This is a genomic window from Rhodococcus sp. 05-339-2 (assembly GCF_002258965.1).
GTDB lineage: Bacteria > Actinomycetota > Actinomycetes > Mycobacteriales > Mycobacteriaceae > Rhodococcoides.
The window spans coordinates 118,896-135,072 of the sequence record NZ_NOYW01000019.1 but is presented as its reverse complement, the minus strand read 5'-3'; the positions used below and the strand labels follow the sequence as shown (position 1 = coordinate 135,072).

The window sequence follows — 16,177 nt, the reverse complement described above, 5'->3', positions numbered from 1 at the left end:
CACCCAGGGGCGAAAGCGTTGACGGGTCTCAGAGCGCTGAGGTCACCAACGCAGCAGTCTCGGTTCGCTCGAAGTCGCCCTTTCGATTCAGGTCGAAGCCGTAGGAGATCGCATCGGGGACGACGTAGAGCACGACCCCTACTTCGGTCGCAGCTGCGACGTTGGCGTACCCGACTGCGTTGAGGACGCCGGCCACATTGATCTCTACAGCGATGTTGGAGTCGTGGTAGAAAAATCCGTCGGTATGGACATCTCCGCCGGACTCACTCGCGCCACTTTGCGCGGCCAACGTCTTCAGATCAGCCGAGATGGTGTCGATACCCTTCTGAGCCTGGTAGGGATCGTTCGCCTGAACGGCGTGGGTCACCGAGGAGTGGAAGTTCGGATCGACAGAGACCAGGGCATCGGTGAGTTGGCCGATCTGTTCGTCAGTGGCGGTAGGTGCTCCTTCGACCTTGAATTTGGCGGCGACGTCCGGATGGTCCTGCGCCGCACGGCCGCTGGCGAGCGCGAGTAGCCCCACCACGTCCTGGTCGGTGTATTTATCCTGCTTCGGACCGGTCGCCGATGCGGCCTGCACCGGCGCGTCGTGAACGGTCAAGGCCTGAGCAGTCCCTACTGCCCCGAGACTCAGGACCACCAGCGGGGCGGCAATAGCGGCGGCGACTTTAACTTTACGTGGGAACACAATTCATCCTCGAAGGGTGTGTTTCGACGAGACCCCTATACCGGCGGGCGACGCCGAGGCGGCTTCGATCGACGGGTTCGCCGACTCGAGCGCTCGATTTGCCACGCCGATGACCGCGTGGACCACCCCAGACCGTGCCGACTACGCAGCTCCACGCAACTGCTATCGCGCACCGATTTCCCCACCATGCCTACGCAGCAACGGCACATGCGGGTCGCCTGGCCGGTTCGCCGATGGACAGTCCGTCGGCGAACAAAACAAACCGAACAAGCTGATACTAACGACGAGACAGGCGGGTGTAAACCTTTACGAAGGACTAATTAACGAGACAAACGATCCGAATGGGACGACTGACGTGAAACCTCGCTATTGGGATTTCTACGGCTCGATGATGTTGAACTGTGCAGAGTTTCGCACTCCCAGGCGTGCAGTGATGCGACTACCGATTCGATGGTCGAGTAGCTTTTCGCTCAATGCGAGGCGCTGCGCGGGCCGACCTCGGTAGTGAAAGTAGACGCCGATTCGGTTGGCGGTAGACGGGATCTCGACGTCGTTGGTGCCCCAGTTCAATTCGTGGCCGCGCCCATCGACTTCGAGGCCAGGTTTGGTGAACAACGCGTGAAACCACGTATTCACCCACGCTGGCTTCACAGAGACAGTTGCAGTAATGGTGTCGACGGGAGAAGTCATGTGGGTTGCTCACCTTCCGGTACGAACTTGATGATGTCCTGCAGGGCTTGCATGTGTTCACCGAGCGCGGTACGTCCGCGGTCGGTGGCCCGTATCCATGTGCGCGAGTACCGAGCGGTTCGACCCTTCTCTACCGCAACGTACCCGGCCGCTTCGAGAGCTGACACATGTTGAGAAAGTAGAGAATCACTGATCTGAAGTGCCGATGCGAGGATCTTGAACTCCACCGCAGCCACACCTTCCCTCGACGCAGCCGCCAGAATCGACAGTCGAATCGGCTGGGTCAGTGCTCGATCGAGTTGGTGCCGTGGATGATCGACCGTCACGACGTTCGCACTCCGCGCACCGACACCAACACCGGGACGACGGCGACGATACCTGCGCCGGCCAGTACCAACGCACCGGATGCGACCGCCAGTATCAAGCCATGGGGCGCTATACAAAGAGCGATCGTGGCGACGCCGATCAACACCGTTCCGACGGTGGTCGACCCGGAGGAGTCCCGTCCCGGTGGCAATGGGACACCAATCGACTTGCCTATCAACAGAATCGCGCATATCGCCAGAATCGCTACAGCGGCGGGCAACCAGACCCAGCCAGGCTCGACGAACCCCATTACTGCATAACCAGCCGCCGCGACCACCACTGCCACCGACGAGAGCGTAAGTGAACGCCCACGGGATGAGGCACTGCGGTGATGGCTGCCGATTCGGCGTGAAGCCTGCTCGGACTCGAACAGCGCTCGCGCTGAGTCGAATTGCTCGGACATTTTTGCCTCCCTAGCTGATCTCCCACGAGCCTAACCGCTACTTTAAGATTCGTAAAGTAGTAATCCTCAGGGGACAGCGGCGACCAGAAATCAATCAACTGATTGCAACAACACTTCACTGGCTAGAGAACTTCGGACCGGACTTTGAGCGGCACCCCGTCACGGAAGGATCCTCCAGACGAGCCAGCCACGGTGAGCGCGACGCTGACCAAGACTCTCTGAGGGGGATCGACAACGAGGCGTGTGGGCGGATCGAAAGTGACGGGCCAGTTCTCGTACATCTCGGGGCTCACTGCGCGACCGCCAGACCGTGTGGCCGGTGCAGGACGGCCGCGTCGACGCTGGTCGGGGTCCACCGCAGGCCCTGTTCGCCGAACGTGGGCGCGGTGAGGGTGTAGCGGCCGGTGCGCTCGGCGATACCGCGCCCGTGCACGGTGGTCTCGAGGGTGATCGACCGGATACGGCCCCTGCCCTGCTCGATTCCGCCGTACGCGACAGGCCGCGAGGAGATTGCCAGGTCGAGACCGGGCATGCGTCCGTTCGTGATCGCGAGAATTCCTGCGTGCGTACGGTTTCGGGCCAACAGGGCACGCGCCCGGGTTGGCGGAACATCGCGTCCGTGCACGGTCGTCACGACCAGATCGAGGCCCTCGATACAGATGCTCGCAGCGTCGAGGGGGTCTGCTTGGCCTGGGTCGATCAGGTGGATTTTCGACAGGTCGCCGCCCTGCTCGTGGACGGCGAGGAGTCCGAACTTCGACTGCCCGATCAATGCGACGTGGTGGCCGGCCGCGCTGGCTGTAGCGACGAGACCGACGAGGATCGATCCGGCACCGGTAATCGAGATGGCCGTTCCGCGGGCCAGCGCACCGCGTGGGAGGAGTTCCGACAGTGGCGTGGGCACGGGGATGGTGCGCAGGGTCTGTGAACGCACAGGGCCGCTGAGGGTCTGTTCGTCGGCGGGCGGGGCCGTTGGCTGAGATGGGGCGAACAGGGATGCGTCGACGGGCTCGATGGGTGCGTGGACACGTCGTCCGGGGATCGCGGCCATGCTGCGTCGGAGCGCGGCGAGCTGTTCGGCCTTGCCCAAGCCGGTGAGGTCCCCGATTGCGTCGACGGTGGCCATGTGGATCGACCTTTCGCGCGCCGGTAGGAACCACCACACCGTATCGAACGCATGTTCGATTGTCGAACGTGCAGGTGGGCGCGTTCAGCGGTGGAGGGTGTGAGTGTCGAGGTCGTCTGCCGTGAAGGTCCAGGCGAGATGCCGGTATAGGTGAAGCGTTCGTTTCACCTGGTCGAGGGCGCTTACGACGGCCGGGTCGCTGGGGTCGCGCCCCTCGTCACGGATGGCTGCGCACTCGTCGTCGTCCATGCTGTGTTGGACGCACAGCGCTGCTTTGTGGTTCCCAGGCAACAGTCATTCATGTGAATGACTGGACGAGCTGCGTCGTTCTTTCCGGCATGACGGTGCATCGGTCTTCTCGAGCCTGCGCCGCGGGGTTCCGATCTACGTCTAGTTCGACGCGTCGGCCTCGGGGGCGGTTGCTGCGTCGTAGATCAGGTCGTCCGAGCCGTGGTAGCGGTAAGCACGCTGTCCACTGGGCAGAGTCACCCAGCCCGCCTGGCCGTGATCGGCGTCCGGATCGAAACTACGGTCGTTGGTCATTCAACACTCTCATTCTCCGCAGGCGGGCGCACCACAGTCACCTTGCTCTTGACGACAATCGGGGCATCCGCGGGCCCCTGCAAATGCTCATCGATCCACATGGGTAGATGACGCTTCTGCGATGGATACCAATGCCGACGCCAATGCCCCCGAACGACGTGGCGGTGCGAGAGCTTGCCAGATCCTTCCGACGATGAAGCACTGGATGCAGGCCGCGGCTGCCGGTACGACAAATACGTCACCTCACGCATCCGCTTGACTACGCCGTCGTTGTCTCGCATGCGCGCCGACTGCTGGCGGGTGGACTCCACGAACTTGTTGCCTCGCAGCATGTTCACCATCGAGAAGAACGTTCGCGCAACGTAATCCAGGTCATTCATGGCGGTCACGGAATGCGCAGGTTCGTCGGGACCGACGTCCGTGAAACCCGCGCCTCCTGATCGGTTCGGTGCACTGGGCGCAGCATCGGATTCGGCTGGGCTGAGCTGGACCTCGGCGAAAGGAAACACCGGTAGGTAGTCGTTGACGACGCGGTACAACCGGTTTCCGTCAGTAGGAATTGCCCCGTCGGCCCGCGCCAACCACCACCGCAAAGCAGGAACGGTAAGCATGGCCATCAGGAGAACATCGGTTCCACTTCCACTGTCGCGACCTGTCTCGTTCCACACCAGGACCCGCCCGTGGTCGGGCACTCCATCCGCTGGAGCGAGATAGAGAACTCCTCTGCTCGAGGGAAGATCTGCCACGGTCACAGCAACATCATGGTCTCGATCGGCACTCTGGCCGGCCTCGATCAACGCAGTCATCTCCGGCGTCGCATAGTAGGCATACCGGTCCGCCGTCGACGCGCGCAGAAGGAAGTGGCTGTAGTAGAGCATCTGGAACCAACGGAAGGGCTGCAGGCCGACATCGTGCGATTCCGGTTCGTCATCGAGCCAGAAGGGCAAGTGCTTGTGGGGCTCCCGCGCGACAACTTCGACCGGCAGCTTCGTCATCCGGGACAACCTGTGGAGCATCTCGCCCACGTCGGTCGGGTCGGACCGAAACCGGATGACGTCGTAGCCGCCCTTAAGGAATTTTCCCAGGTAGGTCTCCACCGGCCAGGCTGCGGCCTCGATGGCCTCGAGCACAAGGGGCCACCGCGCCGCGGTGACCTTTGCTTCCAGGACCTCGGCGGCCTGCCGGCGGATACGCATGTCGACCGAAAATTGTTGCCCTGGAACGAACTCACCGTCGAATCCATCACGGCGAACCCGAGTGCCCTTCGCATTCCGAGGCTTCTGCCCTCTTCTATCCGAACGCCGCGCCAATTTTCCCATCCCGCCCCCTCGTCTACCACTCCATGGCACAAATCCGCATCAACACTCTGACGATATGGACCATCGCAACATTAACTGGCAGTTGTCATTCGGAGTCTGGTGTTGCGGCGGTGACGAGTTCAGTCAAGACCCCGTGGCAATCCTTTGGGTGCAGGAAGTTGATTCGGGACCCCATTGAACCTTGTCTCGGCTCGTCGTAGAGTGCCCGGACGCCCTTACTCCGTATGGCTTCTGTTTCGCCACTCACGTCGTTCGTGCCGAATGCGATGTGGTGGACGCCTTCTCCGTTCTTGGCCAGCCACTTGCCTACTACTGAGTCGTCCCGGGTCGAGCCCAGCAGCTGGAGGTACGAGGCGTAACCGTCCGGGGTCTCGTTGATCTTCAACATCGCTTCACGGATACCCTCCTCCTCGTTCGATTCCAGGTGAGTAACCTCGAATCCATAGGTGGCACTGTAGAATTCGACGGTTTTGTCGAGGTCGAAACAAACAATCCCGATATGGTCAATTCGAGTCAGCATGCCTACAGTCCACCGCATAACTGCTCGCTATGCAACATGCTGACATGACCGAATCCGCTTGTCTGACTGATATTTACAAGATCAGTCAATCTGAACTCTGCCAACAGTCCCTACTTTGCTTGGTTGCCTAGGTCGTCAAATTCAGCCCAACCCTTGACTCGGGCCCAGTTCAAGCCGCTGCGCAGGTGATTTCGTGCCATGCAGGTGTCCCCGTCGATGTCGCAGACTTCGATCACCTAACGGTGGCCCAAAGCTTCGCTGCTTTGCAAAGCGCGGCAGAGGTAATGACTGGAGGAACGATCTGCTCCAGCTCTACGTCATAGGAGATTTTCGCTTGGCCTCAAGGGCTCTAACTACCTCGGCGGCCCCTTCTTGACGGCTGGCGGTAGTCGTCACAATGGGGACGTCGCGTTGACCAAGCTCGATCACGGCCTGGAGTTCGCGAAGTACTGCGTGGACTCCGTTCTGATCTGCCTTGTTTACGACGTAGAGGTCGGCGATTTCCAGAACACCAGCCTTGGCCATTTGGATGCCGTCACCTGCTCCAGGCGCTAGAACAACGATGGTGTCGTCCGCGATTGATGCGATTTCCACCTCTGACTGCCCGGTTCCGACCGTCTCGATCAAGATCCTGTCAAATTCGATCTCAGACAGGATCGCGATCATTGTCCTGGCCGTGGCCGAAAGTCCTCCGAGATGGCCACGACTGGACACTGACCGAATGAAAACTCCGGGATCATCTGAGTGCTCCTGCATACGGATGCGGTCACCGAGGAGCGCACCGCCGGTTATCGGCGATGACGGATCAAAGCAGAGCACTGCCACGCGCTGACCCCGCTTGCGGTACTCGGCGATAAGACATGAAATCAACGTCGACTTTCCGACACCAGGAGGACCTGTCAAGCCAATCACCGTACAGGCGGTTCGGGGGTGGTCCGGTGCAGCCGGAGAGATGACGTCAACCTCAGTGATGGCGTAGTTCTCCGCGCGAGTCATTAGTTGCGCCAGCGCCCTGATATTGCCTTGCCGTGCAGACTCCAAGGTCTGACAGTTCTGGTGCCTCGTCACTCCGTCTCCTTGAGCGGATGTAGGTTCGTTTGTGCCCAACGGGTGATCTCCTGAAGGGAATCCCGAGAGGTAAAGACCCGGAGCACTCCCATTTCAGCGAGCTTGCGTGCGTCTCCAGGTGGAATGACGCCGCCACAGAAGATGGGTATCTCCATCGCGTTATTCTCGGCCAACAGCTCGATTACGCGGGGTACCAGTTCCATGTGAGCGCCCGATAGCAGTGACAGACCGACAGCGTCGGCACCCTCTTCCAAAGTGGTGCGGACGATTTGCTCGGGTGTCTGACGCAATCCGGTGTAGATAACTTCCATGCCGGCATCACGAAGTGCGCGCGCCACCACTTTGGCACCGCGATCGTGGCCATCCAGCCCAGGTTTGGCAACCACCACTCGGACACGATGCACGCGGCCTTCGGCCTTTCCTGCGTCGAAGCTCGGGTTCGGAGCTGTCATGCCGTCACCAGCGGTGTGATCCGCGCCTCGCCGATCCGGGAACGCAGGTCGACGTCGGTGACACCGAGCCCACTCGAGGGTGCTAGGCAAAGTATGCCAACTTTGCCGAGGTGCTCGTTTAGTTGAATCCTGCGTGCGGCTTCTGGTGTCTCTTGAAACGGGTGCACTTCAGACAACATAGGTTGCACTTGGCCGCGCTGGATGAGGCGGTTCGTCTGCCACTGCTCGTACAAATTCGCCCCGTGGCTGCCTACTATTCTTTTCAGGCGCATCCACAAGTAGCGGTTGTCGAACGTGTGTTGGTAACCCGTGCTCGATCCACAGGTGACGATTGTGCCGCCGCGGCGGGCCACGAATACCGAGAGGCCGAAGGTCTCGCGGCCAACGTGCTCGAAGACGATGTTCGGATCCTCTCCGATCTCTCGCCTGATGATCTTGCCCAGCAGTTTTCCTGCCGCGACGGTGGCGTCCGGGTCAGCGGAAATCTCACCGATCTCGCGCCGATCGATGACCAGCTCACAGCCAAGCTTGCGGGCGACCTCGGCTTTTGCGTCCGAGCTGACTATGCCGATTGGTATGCCGCCGCCGTTGCGGACGAATTGCACGGCGTAGCCACCGAGGCCACCCGCCGCGCCCCAAATGAGGACTACATCGCCTTGACGCATGTTGGCACCGCGCTCGCTGACGAGCATCCGGTAGGCCGTTCCCGCGCACAATGGGTTGCTGGCAGCCTCTTCCCAGGTGAGGTGCGCTGCCTTGGGTAGTAATTGACTCGCGCGGACGACCGCATAGTCAGCGAGGCCTCCGAAGTTTGTCTCAAACCCCCATGCTCGCTGCTCGTGGCCGAGCATGCCGTCGTGATGGGTGAGCGGTTCCTGGTCATCGACATGAGCCGTCCCTACGGCGACATGGTCCCCGACCTTCCACTTGCGCACACCGGCCCCGACGCGCACGATCACCCCGGCTGCGTCCGACCCCAGTACGTGGTACGGCTGGTCGTGACGAGAGGCCCAGCCGCCCTGTTTTGCGTAGTGCCGCAGGAAGTTGAAAGTGGGGATCGGCTCGAAGGTAGCGGACCAGATTGTGTTGTAGTTCATCGCCGCTGCCATAACAGCGACCAACACCTCATCAGGAGCAAGTTCCGGCATGGGCACACTGCCGAGGTGAATCGACTTTCGAACGTCTTTGTCCTCGACGCCGGCGAAAATCTGGATGTCTTCTACATCTAGGTAGGCGGCGTTGTATTCAGGTGGGACGGGAAGGCTCTCAAGTACGTCCGGAGAGGCACCCGCGATTACAGCTTCAGAGAGTTCGTTCATTGTCATCCTTGTTCGTCGGTAGGGTGTCGGTACAGGTGATTTTGATACGTCCAGGCAGATCACTGGCGTGCAGAAAAGTCCGCAGATGTGCTCGGATTTCTCGTGCGCTCGGGACATTGCGAGTTGGTCCAGACACACTGAGCACCGCGGTGTCGGTACGGCCCCTCACCAGCTGCACTTCCGCCTCTCGTACCCAAGTGTGGGTTCGGGCGACGCGGGCGACTGCGGAGGCATCAATGAGGCTTCGGGTGCGGATCCACCGACCCTCCCGAGGTCCTAGGTGTCGCATCTCGCCGTCTGCCGCGACGTACCCACAGTCGTCGGTGCAAACCTCGCGGCCGTCGGCGAGATGAACCCAGATCGTGCCCGCTATACAACAGGGCAGTAACTGTTCCGACCGGCCACGCACGGTGAATCTCACACCGTCCGATGGCATCAAGCGCGGAGGGTGGGGAGCGTCGTCGTTACATAGTGTCCCCGCGCGGACGCCAGCACAGATGTACGGGGTCCCCGCGCCGGCTGCTCGGGGCCGGACTTTGCTCGTAGAGCTGACCAAGGATGTTTCTCGGTCTGAAGCGAGATCTGTGACAGCAGTGCGAAAATCGGCAAGAAATATTTCTGCTTCCGCTGCACCCATCAGATCCTGGCGATAGTCGAGCCGCACCCGGCACTGCGGCCAGTGCGCACGGATCTGCAGCGTTCTGGCCAAAGCAGCGTTTGTGTTTGGCGTGAAAAACTCCCACTCCGAACGTAGGCCGGGGATTTCCAGGTCAAGTTGGGCTGGCGGACGGGGAAATGACAGGCCGAGCTCAGTACTGAGCCGAGCGAGGGGTCTGCCGGGCACACCGGACACCAGGTCCACGAACGGGACGCGGCGATAGCGAGCCAAGTGTGTGAGCGCCCGGCGGGCCGAGGCAACGGATTTTTCCGTCGCCATCTGGCGGGAGGTTTCGATGGATACGGGGACCACGTTGGTTTGCAAGCCGGCGACATGTCCGGTGTGTTCGTCACTGACGTCCGAAGCCACAGACAACACCGGATCAATGTTGTCGTAAGCCGTCATTTGTCGAGTGAGCGCTGCGAAAAGCATCGTGAATGTGCTCACCTGCAGGTTTTGAGCGATCGCGCGAAGGGCGGCAACCGCTGAGGGCTCCAGTTCGATTGTCGGCGAGGCAGCAATGGACCGCTGCCCCAGACGGCCGCCCTCGGGAAGTGTCAAGGGCATCCGTTTGTCGATAGCAGTACGCCAAAATTCGATGGCCTCCGCGGTGACTGCCTCCGTGGCAACGGGCGTACTGGGCGCGGCCAGCGGCGTCGGATTCACTTGATGGCCGATTCTCAGTTTCCCCAGATAGTTCGAGAAATCGCGGGCGACAATAAACTTGCTGCGCCCGTCAAAGCCGGCGTGATGAGCCTCGAAGACCATCGAGCAGCGGTTGGGAGCATGGGTTAGAAGTTGGAAACGAATTGGTGCCTCGGTGGCTAGGTCCCAGCGCTTGTCCTGTTCGCGCTGCTTGCACCATTCTCGGACCGCCGCCGACTCGGAGCCGTCTTCGCATGGGATAGTGGCGCGCTCGAAAGAACATGCCTCAAGTGCCGGCAGGACGCACTGGCGCAACTGTCCCCGCACAAGCCGCAGCACCGACCGCAGCGGCTCGTGTCGTTCAAGCACGGCGCGCGCAGCGGCCTCGAGGTGATGCTCGTCAAGTACACCGCGAAAGGTCGCCACGAAATATCCGCCGCCACTAATCGAGGGATCAATCGTGGCTTCGGCCCAGAGTGCGTATTGGCCCGCATCGGCGGGCCTATCGTGCAGGATTGTGGTCATTCGTCACCGCCCTGACTGTGTCGGCGACGCCGCCGGCAGTCATCTGCGATGAGCTCAGCGACTCTCTCACGATTAACCTTCCCGCTGGGGGTCCTGGGCAGTTCGGGCAGTTCCGTCACCGAAACAGGGACCGAAACCTCGGGCAGTACCTTGCGTAGTCGCTTAAGAGCGTTGGCCTCGACTGGGCCGGTGCAGCCCTCACGAAGGACTACTGCGGCGCGCAGGCTGGCATGGCCGGACTTAGTCACCACCATGACCGTCGCCGCTGCAGCGAAGTCGGGAGCTGTTAGCAACTGCGCATCGATTTCTAGGAGATCAACGCGGATTCCCCGCACTTTGATCTGGCTGTCCATTCGGGATAGGAAGCGCAAGCCGCTGTCTGTCAGCTCCACCAGGTCACCGGTACGGAAGGCTCGGGTGTTACCGGCTGGTGAGGGAAGGATGCTGACGTAGCGCTCCACTGTCAGCTCGGGACGCCCCAGATATCCATCCGACAATGGATTTCCGGATACGAGAAGCTCTCCGATGTTCGGAGTTTCTGGAACTTCCGGCGCGATGAGTAGTTCGCATCCCGGCAGGGGTTCGCCGATTGGTGGCAGATTGGGCCAGGCATACGGATCGGGCCCCAGGATGTGCGAGGTCACCATGGCGGATTCGCTTTGTCCGTAGTGGTTGACCAGCCGGCAGCCGGGCATACATGCGAACATTGCGCGAATATCTTCCGAGCACACTACTTGCTCACCGGCGGTATTTACCTCGACCAAGCACAGTTGCGCCAGCATGTCCCGCTGGGCCGTCACTGCCAGCATCTGCAACGCAACGAATGGGACGAACAGCCGCTCGATTCGTTGATCGGAGAGCCATCGAAGCAATTGGGCTGGTTCACGGCGTAGCTTCTCCGGCATGATCGCAAGCGTGCCGCCGCCGCACAGCGTGCCCAATATCTCCTGGAACGAGACGTCGAAATTTAGCGGGGCGAACTGTGCGGTGCGTAGTTCGGGGTGGGGTGAGTGGGATGTTTGCCAATCGACCATTGTGTCGATGCAGAGATGGTTCAGCGCTACGCCCTTCGGCCAGCCGGTCGATCCGGATGTGTAGATGATGTAGACCGGAAGTGCGGCATCGCACGCGACGGCGCGCAGGTCGATCGGTTGGGTTACTCCGGGGGGCAGCCCGATGTCGACCAGCGGGGCGTGGTGGTTCACACGTGATCGCGTGGTGGCGATTAGGGCGCGAGGTGCGCAGTCATCCACCATGAACTGAATCCGTTCCACGGGGTACTCGGGGTCCAACGGGACGTACGTCGCTCCATGCAGCAGCACCCCGAGTAATGCAGCGACTGCACCCGCGCCTCGCGGAAGCGATACCGCAACCCGGTCTCCTACGTTCACGCCGGCCAGCGTCAAGTTGGACGACACCGTTTGCGCCCAAGCTGCCAGTTCTCCGTAGGTGTACGAACGATCGGCGTCGACTACAGCCGTACGCCCCGGATCGTGGGTGACACGGCGAACAAATCCAGTTAAGTGACAATCGGGTGTCGCCGGACCTCCCCACAGTGACTTGAATTTTGGGGCGGTCATGCATCTTCTCCCCGCGGCGCTACCCCTGCTAGTTCTTCATCAACGGCCTCCACGAATTCTTCGATGGTGGGGTTGTTAAAAATTAGATGCAATTCCGCTTGCAGCCCATACTCCCGCTGGATAAGGGCAAGGATTTTCGCGGCCGTGAGCGAATCACCGCCCAAATCGAAGAAATTGTCATCGAGCGTGAGATTTTCTTCGCCGAGAGCCCGTTCCCAGAAACTCGTAATAGTGGTAGCCATCCGTTGTTTGCTCATATTTCTCTGCTCCCCATCCGAGTGGTCAGTTGGCTGCACCCTTGAGTGTGTTTGGGTACGGGATTGACCCGGACTGCTGCTGCTCCGGTTAGATGCGGTCATTTCGATTCGAGCCCTTCTGCCACCGCCCGTTGCATTTGGCCGATGCTGGCCCGAGCCCGTGCTGCTGCGATCATCGAATTCATGACATTGCGGCCCGCGGCCACGTCATCGGTCACAGCACGTAGTTCTGCGCTACAAACCCCGCGCTCGAAGGGACGGCGGCGGCCCGGTACGACACCCGAACGCAGTTGCCTTTCAGTGAGCCACTCCTCTTCTTCGGAACTCTCGGCTTCGACGACGCCGACGACGGGGCCGCGGGTGGCGTAGGCCATGTCGTCAATGCGCGATTCCAGCCAGCCACTGCGCAGACAGTCCAACAAGCCACCATGGGCAGCGATGTCATCTAGCCACCCCGTAGCCTCTGCTTCGATTTCATCGGCGATGCGAGCTATTGCCTCGGACCCGCCGAGGGGGTCGACGTATCTGGCTAGATCGGTTTCCTTCAAGATGATCTGCTGAATCCTCAGCGCAATGCGTGCCGATAGCTGCCCAGGCGTTTGTTCGGCCTCGTCGAAGCCGCACACATGCAGAGACTGCACCCCGCCGAGGACGGCCGCTACGGCCTGAATGGTCGTACGCGCGATGTTGTTGAGCGGTTCGGAGGCGGCGAGAGCGGAGCCGAAAGTATTGACCTGAACACGCATGCGGCTCGACTTCGCGTCAGCAGCGCCGAAGAGGTCCACCATGCGGCGGGCATACATCCTGCGTAGGACACGGAACTTGGCCGCCTCGGCAAGAACCTCCATATGGGTCCCAAAGATGAAGCTGAGCCGGGGTGCGACCTCGTCGACGGTAAACCCCCGCTCCAGCATCCCTTGCAAGTACGTCTCCGCATCAGCGATGCCGAGCGCCACTTCCATTGCTCGGCTCGCACCGGCTTCACGGGCGTGTCCACCCGAGATCGATACCGGATTGACCTTGGGCAAGTTGCGTATGCAGTACTCGATAACGTCTAACGAGAAGCGGAAGCTGTCGTCCAAGTCGAACACGAACGCCTTGCGAGCCGCGTGCTCTTTCAGCATTTCGTTCTGCAAAGTGCCACGTAATAGCGCAGGGTTGACGCCTGATTCTTCGGCAACCACGATCCATAGGGCCAAGATCATCGGTGCGGTCGCATTGATGGTGAAAGAGACTGACACCTGATCCAGCGGTATTCCGTCGAACACTGCGGCCAAGTCGTCGACGGTGGACACCGAGACCCCGGCGCGACCGACCTCACCGGCAGCCGTTGGATCGTCCGGGTCGAGTCCGAGCTGGGTGGGCAGGTCGAAAGCCAACGAAAGACCTGTCTCGCCTTGGTCGAGGAGATAATGGAACCGCCTATTGGTGTCTACGCCGTCGCCAAGCCCAGCCAATTGCCTGATCGTCCATGGCCTAGACACATAGCCCTTGGGATGAATACCTGCCTCATAAGGAAACTCGCCTGGTTTACTCATAATCGTCGCCTTCCAGTTCTGCACGCAGCCGGTCGCCGTAGGCGTCCAACGCATCGGGACTCAACATGTCGTTGTGTTCGCACTCCACTGCGATCTCCGTGACTGGACGAGCGATAAAACGTGTCCAGTCTCTTGAATAACCTGGATCGCGTTCGTGATCGCTTCCCTGGAACACCACAGCGCCGCCCCCGAATAGGTCCGGTGTGTGGCCGTGCCAGAGGTCAGAATTGAATCGGAGATTGCGAACGACGTGGCTGATCATCCAAGCTGGCGGAATAGCTGCGCCGAGTGACGAATGAGTTTCCAGCCATTCCGTGGCCTGCTCGTAAGAGGTCAATTCTTTCAGATCGGGCAGGTCGACGTTCTTGGACACGAAATGCCGCAGGACGTCGGTCTCATTGAAATCCGCGTCTGGCGAGCGTGTCGTACCGGGTTCTACTAGAGCTGCGTCCAACAGTATTAGCCGACGTACGTGCGCCCCTCTCCGTTCCAGCACGGTAGCCATCTGGTGGGCGACGACACCACCGAAGGACCATCCCAGCAGGTCGTAGGGCCCATCGGGCTGGACTGACTGGACGAGGTCGGCATACTCGCCGGCCATTTCGCGGACCGTACGCGGACGTTCGCCGTCGACGGTTTGCTGAATAGCGAATATTGGGCGCTGCACGATGCTTCCCAAGGCGCGGTACGCCCAGCTGACGCCCCCACCAGGGTGTATGCAGAAAAGTGGACGCCCTGGCCCTCGGCACAACTTCACGACCTGAGGTATCTCGTCGGAACTGGACCAGTTGAAGAGTTGTTTGCTCAGGCCCGCTACGGTGGGGGCTTCCATGAGTGCACGGACGCTGATTTCACAGTCGAAGGTTTCCTGCACGGCGGCTACGACACGCATCGCAGAGAGCGAGTTGCCGCCCAGGTCGAAGAAGGAGTCGTCCACGCTGACTCGCGGCAGGTCGAGAACCTTCGTGAAAATGCCGGAGATAATTTCTTCAACCGGAGATGACGGCGCTCTGTGAACGCCGCTGGCGAATTGCGGCTCGGGCAACGCCCATTTGTCCAGCTTGCCGTTGACAGTTAACGGCAACTCGTCGATGACCATCACCACGGCCGGAACCATGTACGCAGGCAATCGCGCGGCAACTCGTTCGCGCAGCGCCCCACCATCGATTCCCGCAGACACCTCGGTAGGTACGACGTAGCCAATCAACTGCTTGCCGGTATCGGTATCACGGGCCACCACTGCCGCACGCTCCACTCCGGTCAAGGCAGCGAGTGTTGCTTCCACTTCACCGATTTCGATGCGGTAACCACGAATCTTCACCTGATCGTCAGAGCGACCCACATACTCCAGCTCGCCGTCGTGATTCCAACGAACCAGATCGCCGGTGCGATACATCCGCGAACCCAAAGGGCCGAGCGGACACGCGACGAATCGCGATGCCGTCAAGCCCGGCCGTCGCACATAACCGCGTGCCACACCCCGCCCCGCGACATACAACTCACCAACCACACCGATCGGAACCCGCCGCAAACCGGAATCCAACACAAACAACGCATCACCCGGCACCGGCGTACCGATAGGAGCTCCATGACCAGGCTTCATGGGCGCACTCATAGAGGCGTAAACGGTGCTTTCGGTAGGACCGTAGGAGTTGATCATTTCTCGGCCTGAAGCCCACCGATCGACAAGTTCGGGCGAGCACGCCTCACCCCCCACAAAAATGGTCCTCAATGCGCTCAGCCGCTGCGGTGACAGCCGGCCGAGGGCGGACGGGGTCTGGGTCAGAACCGAAACACTTTCGTTCACAAGTAGGTCATGAAAGTCGGTGGCAGAGTTGGCCGTGTCCTCAGAGGCTATGACTAAGCGGCCACCGTGCAGCAGAGCGCCCCACATCTCCCACACCGACACATCGAACGAGTACGAATGGAACATCGACCACACCTGTCCTGGCGACAATTCGGACGTCCGTGCGGGTCTGGTGAACAGTTGCGTCACGTTCTGGTGGGTGACCGAGACGCCTTTGGGTGTGCCTGTCGTTCCTGAGGTGTAGATGACATAGGCCGTCAGTTCTGGATGGGGGAATGGAAAGGTGACAGTGGGAGGTTCGACGGTGACCCTGCCCCCGAGGGTCACGACTGCCACTTTGCTCTCATCGACCCGGTGCAATTGCGCTACCGTTGTCACTATTGCTGCTGGTTTGGCGTCTTGTAGAACGAATGCCAGGCGCTCGTCAGGGGTGTTGATGTCGATCGGCAAGTAAGCAGAACCCAGCTTCAGCACCGAAAGTATGGCTATCACAGTGTGTTCCGAACGTGGCAGCAACAGTGCAACAACGTCCTCTACTCCCACCCCACGCCCAGCCAACAAATGAGCCAACTGCGTCGATGTGTCGTCCAACTCCTGATACGTCCACGACCGACCCTCGAACACCACCGCTATGACGTCCGGCCGCACCCTCACCTGCTCGGCGAACAACTCC

At 60.6% G+C, this 16,177-nt stretch carries 15 protein-coding genes and 2 pseudogenes; all 17 read right to left on the bottom strand.

Translation table 11 applies throughout. The features are described 5' to 3' along the window. Nucleotides 1–28: 28 nt before the first annotated feature. Nucleotides 29–688 carry a hypothetical protein gene (locus tag CH273_RS22570; RefSeq protein WP_141215920.1) on the bottom strand — a complete coding sequence of 220 codons (660 nt, stop codon included), beginning with the start codon at nucleotides 686–688 and terminating at the stop codon, nucleotides 29–31. A 378-nt stretch (nucleotides 689–1,066) separates the two neighbouring features. Further along, nucleotides 1,067–1,324 (bottom strand): hypothetical protein, encoded by a 258-nt coding sequence (locus tag CH273_RS22565; RefSeq protein ID WP_143544376.1) that lies wholly within the window; start codon nucleotides 1,322–1,324, stop codon nucleotides 1,067–1,069. A 50-nt stretch (nucleotides 1,325–1,374) separates the two neighbouring features. Then, complete coding sequence (locus CH273_RS27975) at nucleotides 1,375–1,704, bottom strand: transcriptional regulator (RefSeq protein WP_032364819.1); 330 nt, start codon at nucleotides 1,702–1,704, stop codon at nucleotides 1,375–1,377. After that, nucleotides 1,701–2,147 (bottom strand): hypothetical protein, encoded by a 447-nt coding sequence (locus tag CH273_RS27970; RefSeq protein WP_206539365.1) that lies wholly within the window; start codon nucleotides 2,145–2,147, stop codon nucleotides 1,701–1,703. The genes CH273_RS27975 and CH273_RS27970 overlap by 4 nt, the downstream gene beginning before the upstream one ends. Nucleotides 2,148–2,436: 289 nt before the next feature. Next, nucleotides 2,437–3,273, bottom strand: a complete 837-nt coding sequence (locus tag CH273_RS22555) for a hypothetical protein (protein ID WP_052049293.1) — start codon at nucleotides 3,271–3,273, stop codon at nucleotides 2,437–2,439. 390 nt (nucleotides 3,274–3,663) lie between these two features. Then, nucleotides 3,664–3,816, bottom strand: a complete 153-nt coding sequence (locus tag CH273_RS27830; protein ID WP_155290193.1) for a hypothetical protein — start codon at nucleotides 3,814–3,816, stop codon at nucleotides 3,664–3,666. Continuing rightward, nucleotides 3,813–5,012, bottom strand: a complete 1,200-nt coding sequence (locus CH273_RS22545; RefSeq protein WP_032364816.1) for a hypothetical protein — start codon at nucleotides 5,010–5,012, stop codon at nucleotides 3,813–3,815. Before CH273_RS22545 ends, CH273_RS27830 begins: the two co-directional genes overlap by 4 nt. Before the next feature lie 208 nt (nucleotides 5,013–5,220). Beyond that, nucleotides 5,221–5,655, bottom strand: coding sequence for a methylmalonyl-CoA epimerase (gene mce / locus CH273_RS22540; protein ID WP_015586177.1), 435 nt, complete (start codon nucleotides 5,653–5,655; stop codon nucleotides 5,221–5,223). 312 nt (nucleotides 5,656–5,967) lie between these two features. Further along, nucleotides 5,968–6,723 (bottom strand): methylmalonyl Co-A mutase-associated GTPase MeaB, encoded by a 756-nt coding sequence (meaB, locus tag CH273_RS22535; protein ID WP_015586176.1) that lies wholly within the window; start codon nucleotides 6,721–6,723, stop codon nucleotides 5,968–5,970. Then, a complete protein-coding gene (locus CH273_RS22530; protein ID WP_015586175.1) occupies nucleotides 6,720–7,175 on the bottom strand; it encodes a cobalamin B12-binding domain-containing protein in 456 nt (151 codons plus the stop codon). Before CH273_RS22530 ends, meaB begins: the two co-directional genes overlap by 4 nt. Continuing rightward, complete coding sequence (gene ccrA, locus CH273_RS22525) at nucleotides 7,172–8,494, bottom strand: crotonyl-CoA carboxylase/reductase (RefSeq protein WP_015586174.1); 1,323 nt, start codon at nucleotides 8,492–8,494, stop codon at nucleotides 7,172–7,174. The genes CH273_RS22530 and ccrA overlap by 4 nt, the downstream gene beginning before the upstream one ends. Further along, on the bottom strand, nucleotides 8,478–10,322 hold the full coding sequence (locus CH273_RS22520) for a condensation domain-containing protein (RefSeq protein ID WP_015586173.1): 1,845 nt from the start codon (nucleotides 10,320–10,322) through the stop codon (nucleotides 8,478–8,480). The genes ccrA and CH273_RS22520 overlap by 17 nt, the downstream gene beginning before the upstream one ends. After that, the gene (locus CH273_RS22515) at nucleotides 10,319–11,902 is read right to left on the bottom strand and encodes an AMP-binding protein (RefSeq protein WP_015586172.1); all 1,584 of its coding nucleotides are present in this window, start codon (nucleotides 11,900–11,902) and stop codon (nucleotides 10,319–10,321) included. Before CH273_RS22515 ends, CH273_RS22520 begins: the two co-directional genes overlap by 4 nt. Then, nucleotides 11,899–12,159 (bottom strand): phosphopantetheine-binding protein, encoded by a 261-nt coding sequence (locus CH273_RS22510; protein ID WP_032382025.1) that lies wholly within the window; start codon nucleotides 12,157–12,159, stop codon nucleotides 11,899–11,901. Before CH273_RS22510 ends, CH273_RS22515 begins: the two co-directional genes overlap by 4 nt. A gap of 98 nt (nucleotides 12,160–12,257) precedes the next feature. Next, entirely contained in the window at nucleotides 12,258–13,721 is a 1,464-nt protein-coding gene (locus tag CH273_RS22505; protein ID WP_032364855.1) for a methylmalonyl-CoA mutase family protein, read from the bottom strand. After that, nucleotides 13,690–14,418 (bottom strand): annotated as a pseudogene (locus tag CH273_RS28520) (thioesterase domain-containing protein); the annotation flags it as partial. The pseudogene CH273_RS28520 and the gene CH273_RS22505, both read right to left, overlap by 32 nt. Nucleotides 14,419–14,490: 72 nt before the next feature. Continuing rightward, nucleotides 14,491–16,158 (bottom strand): annotated as a pseudogene (locus CH273_RS28515) (non-ribosomal peptide synthetase); the annotation flags it as partial. Nucleotides 16,159–16,177 lie beyond the last annotated feature (19 nt).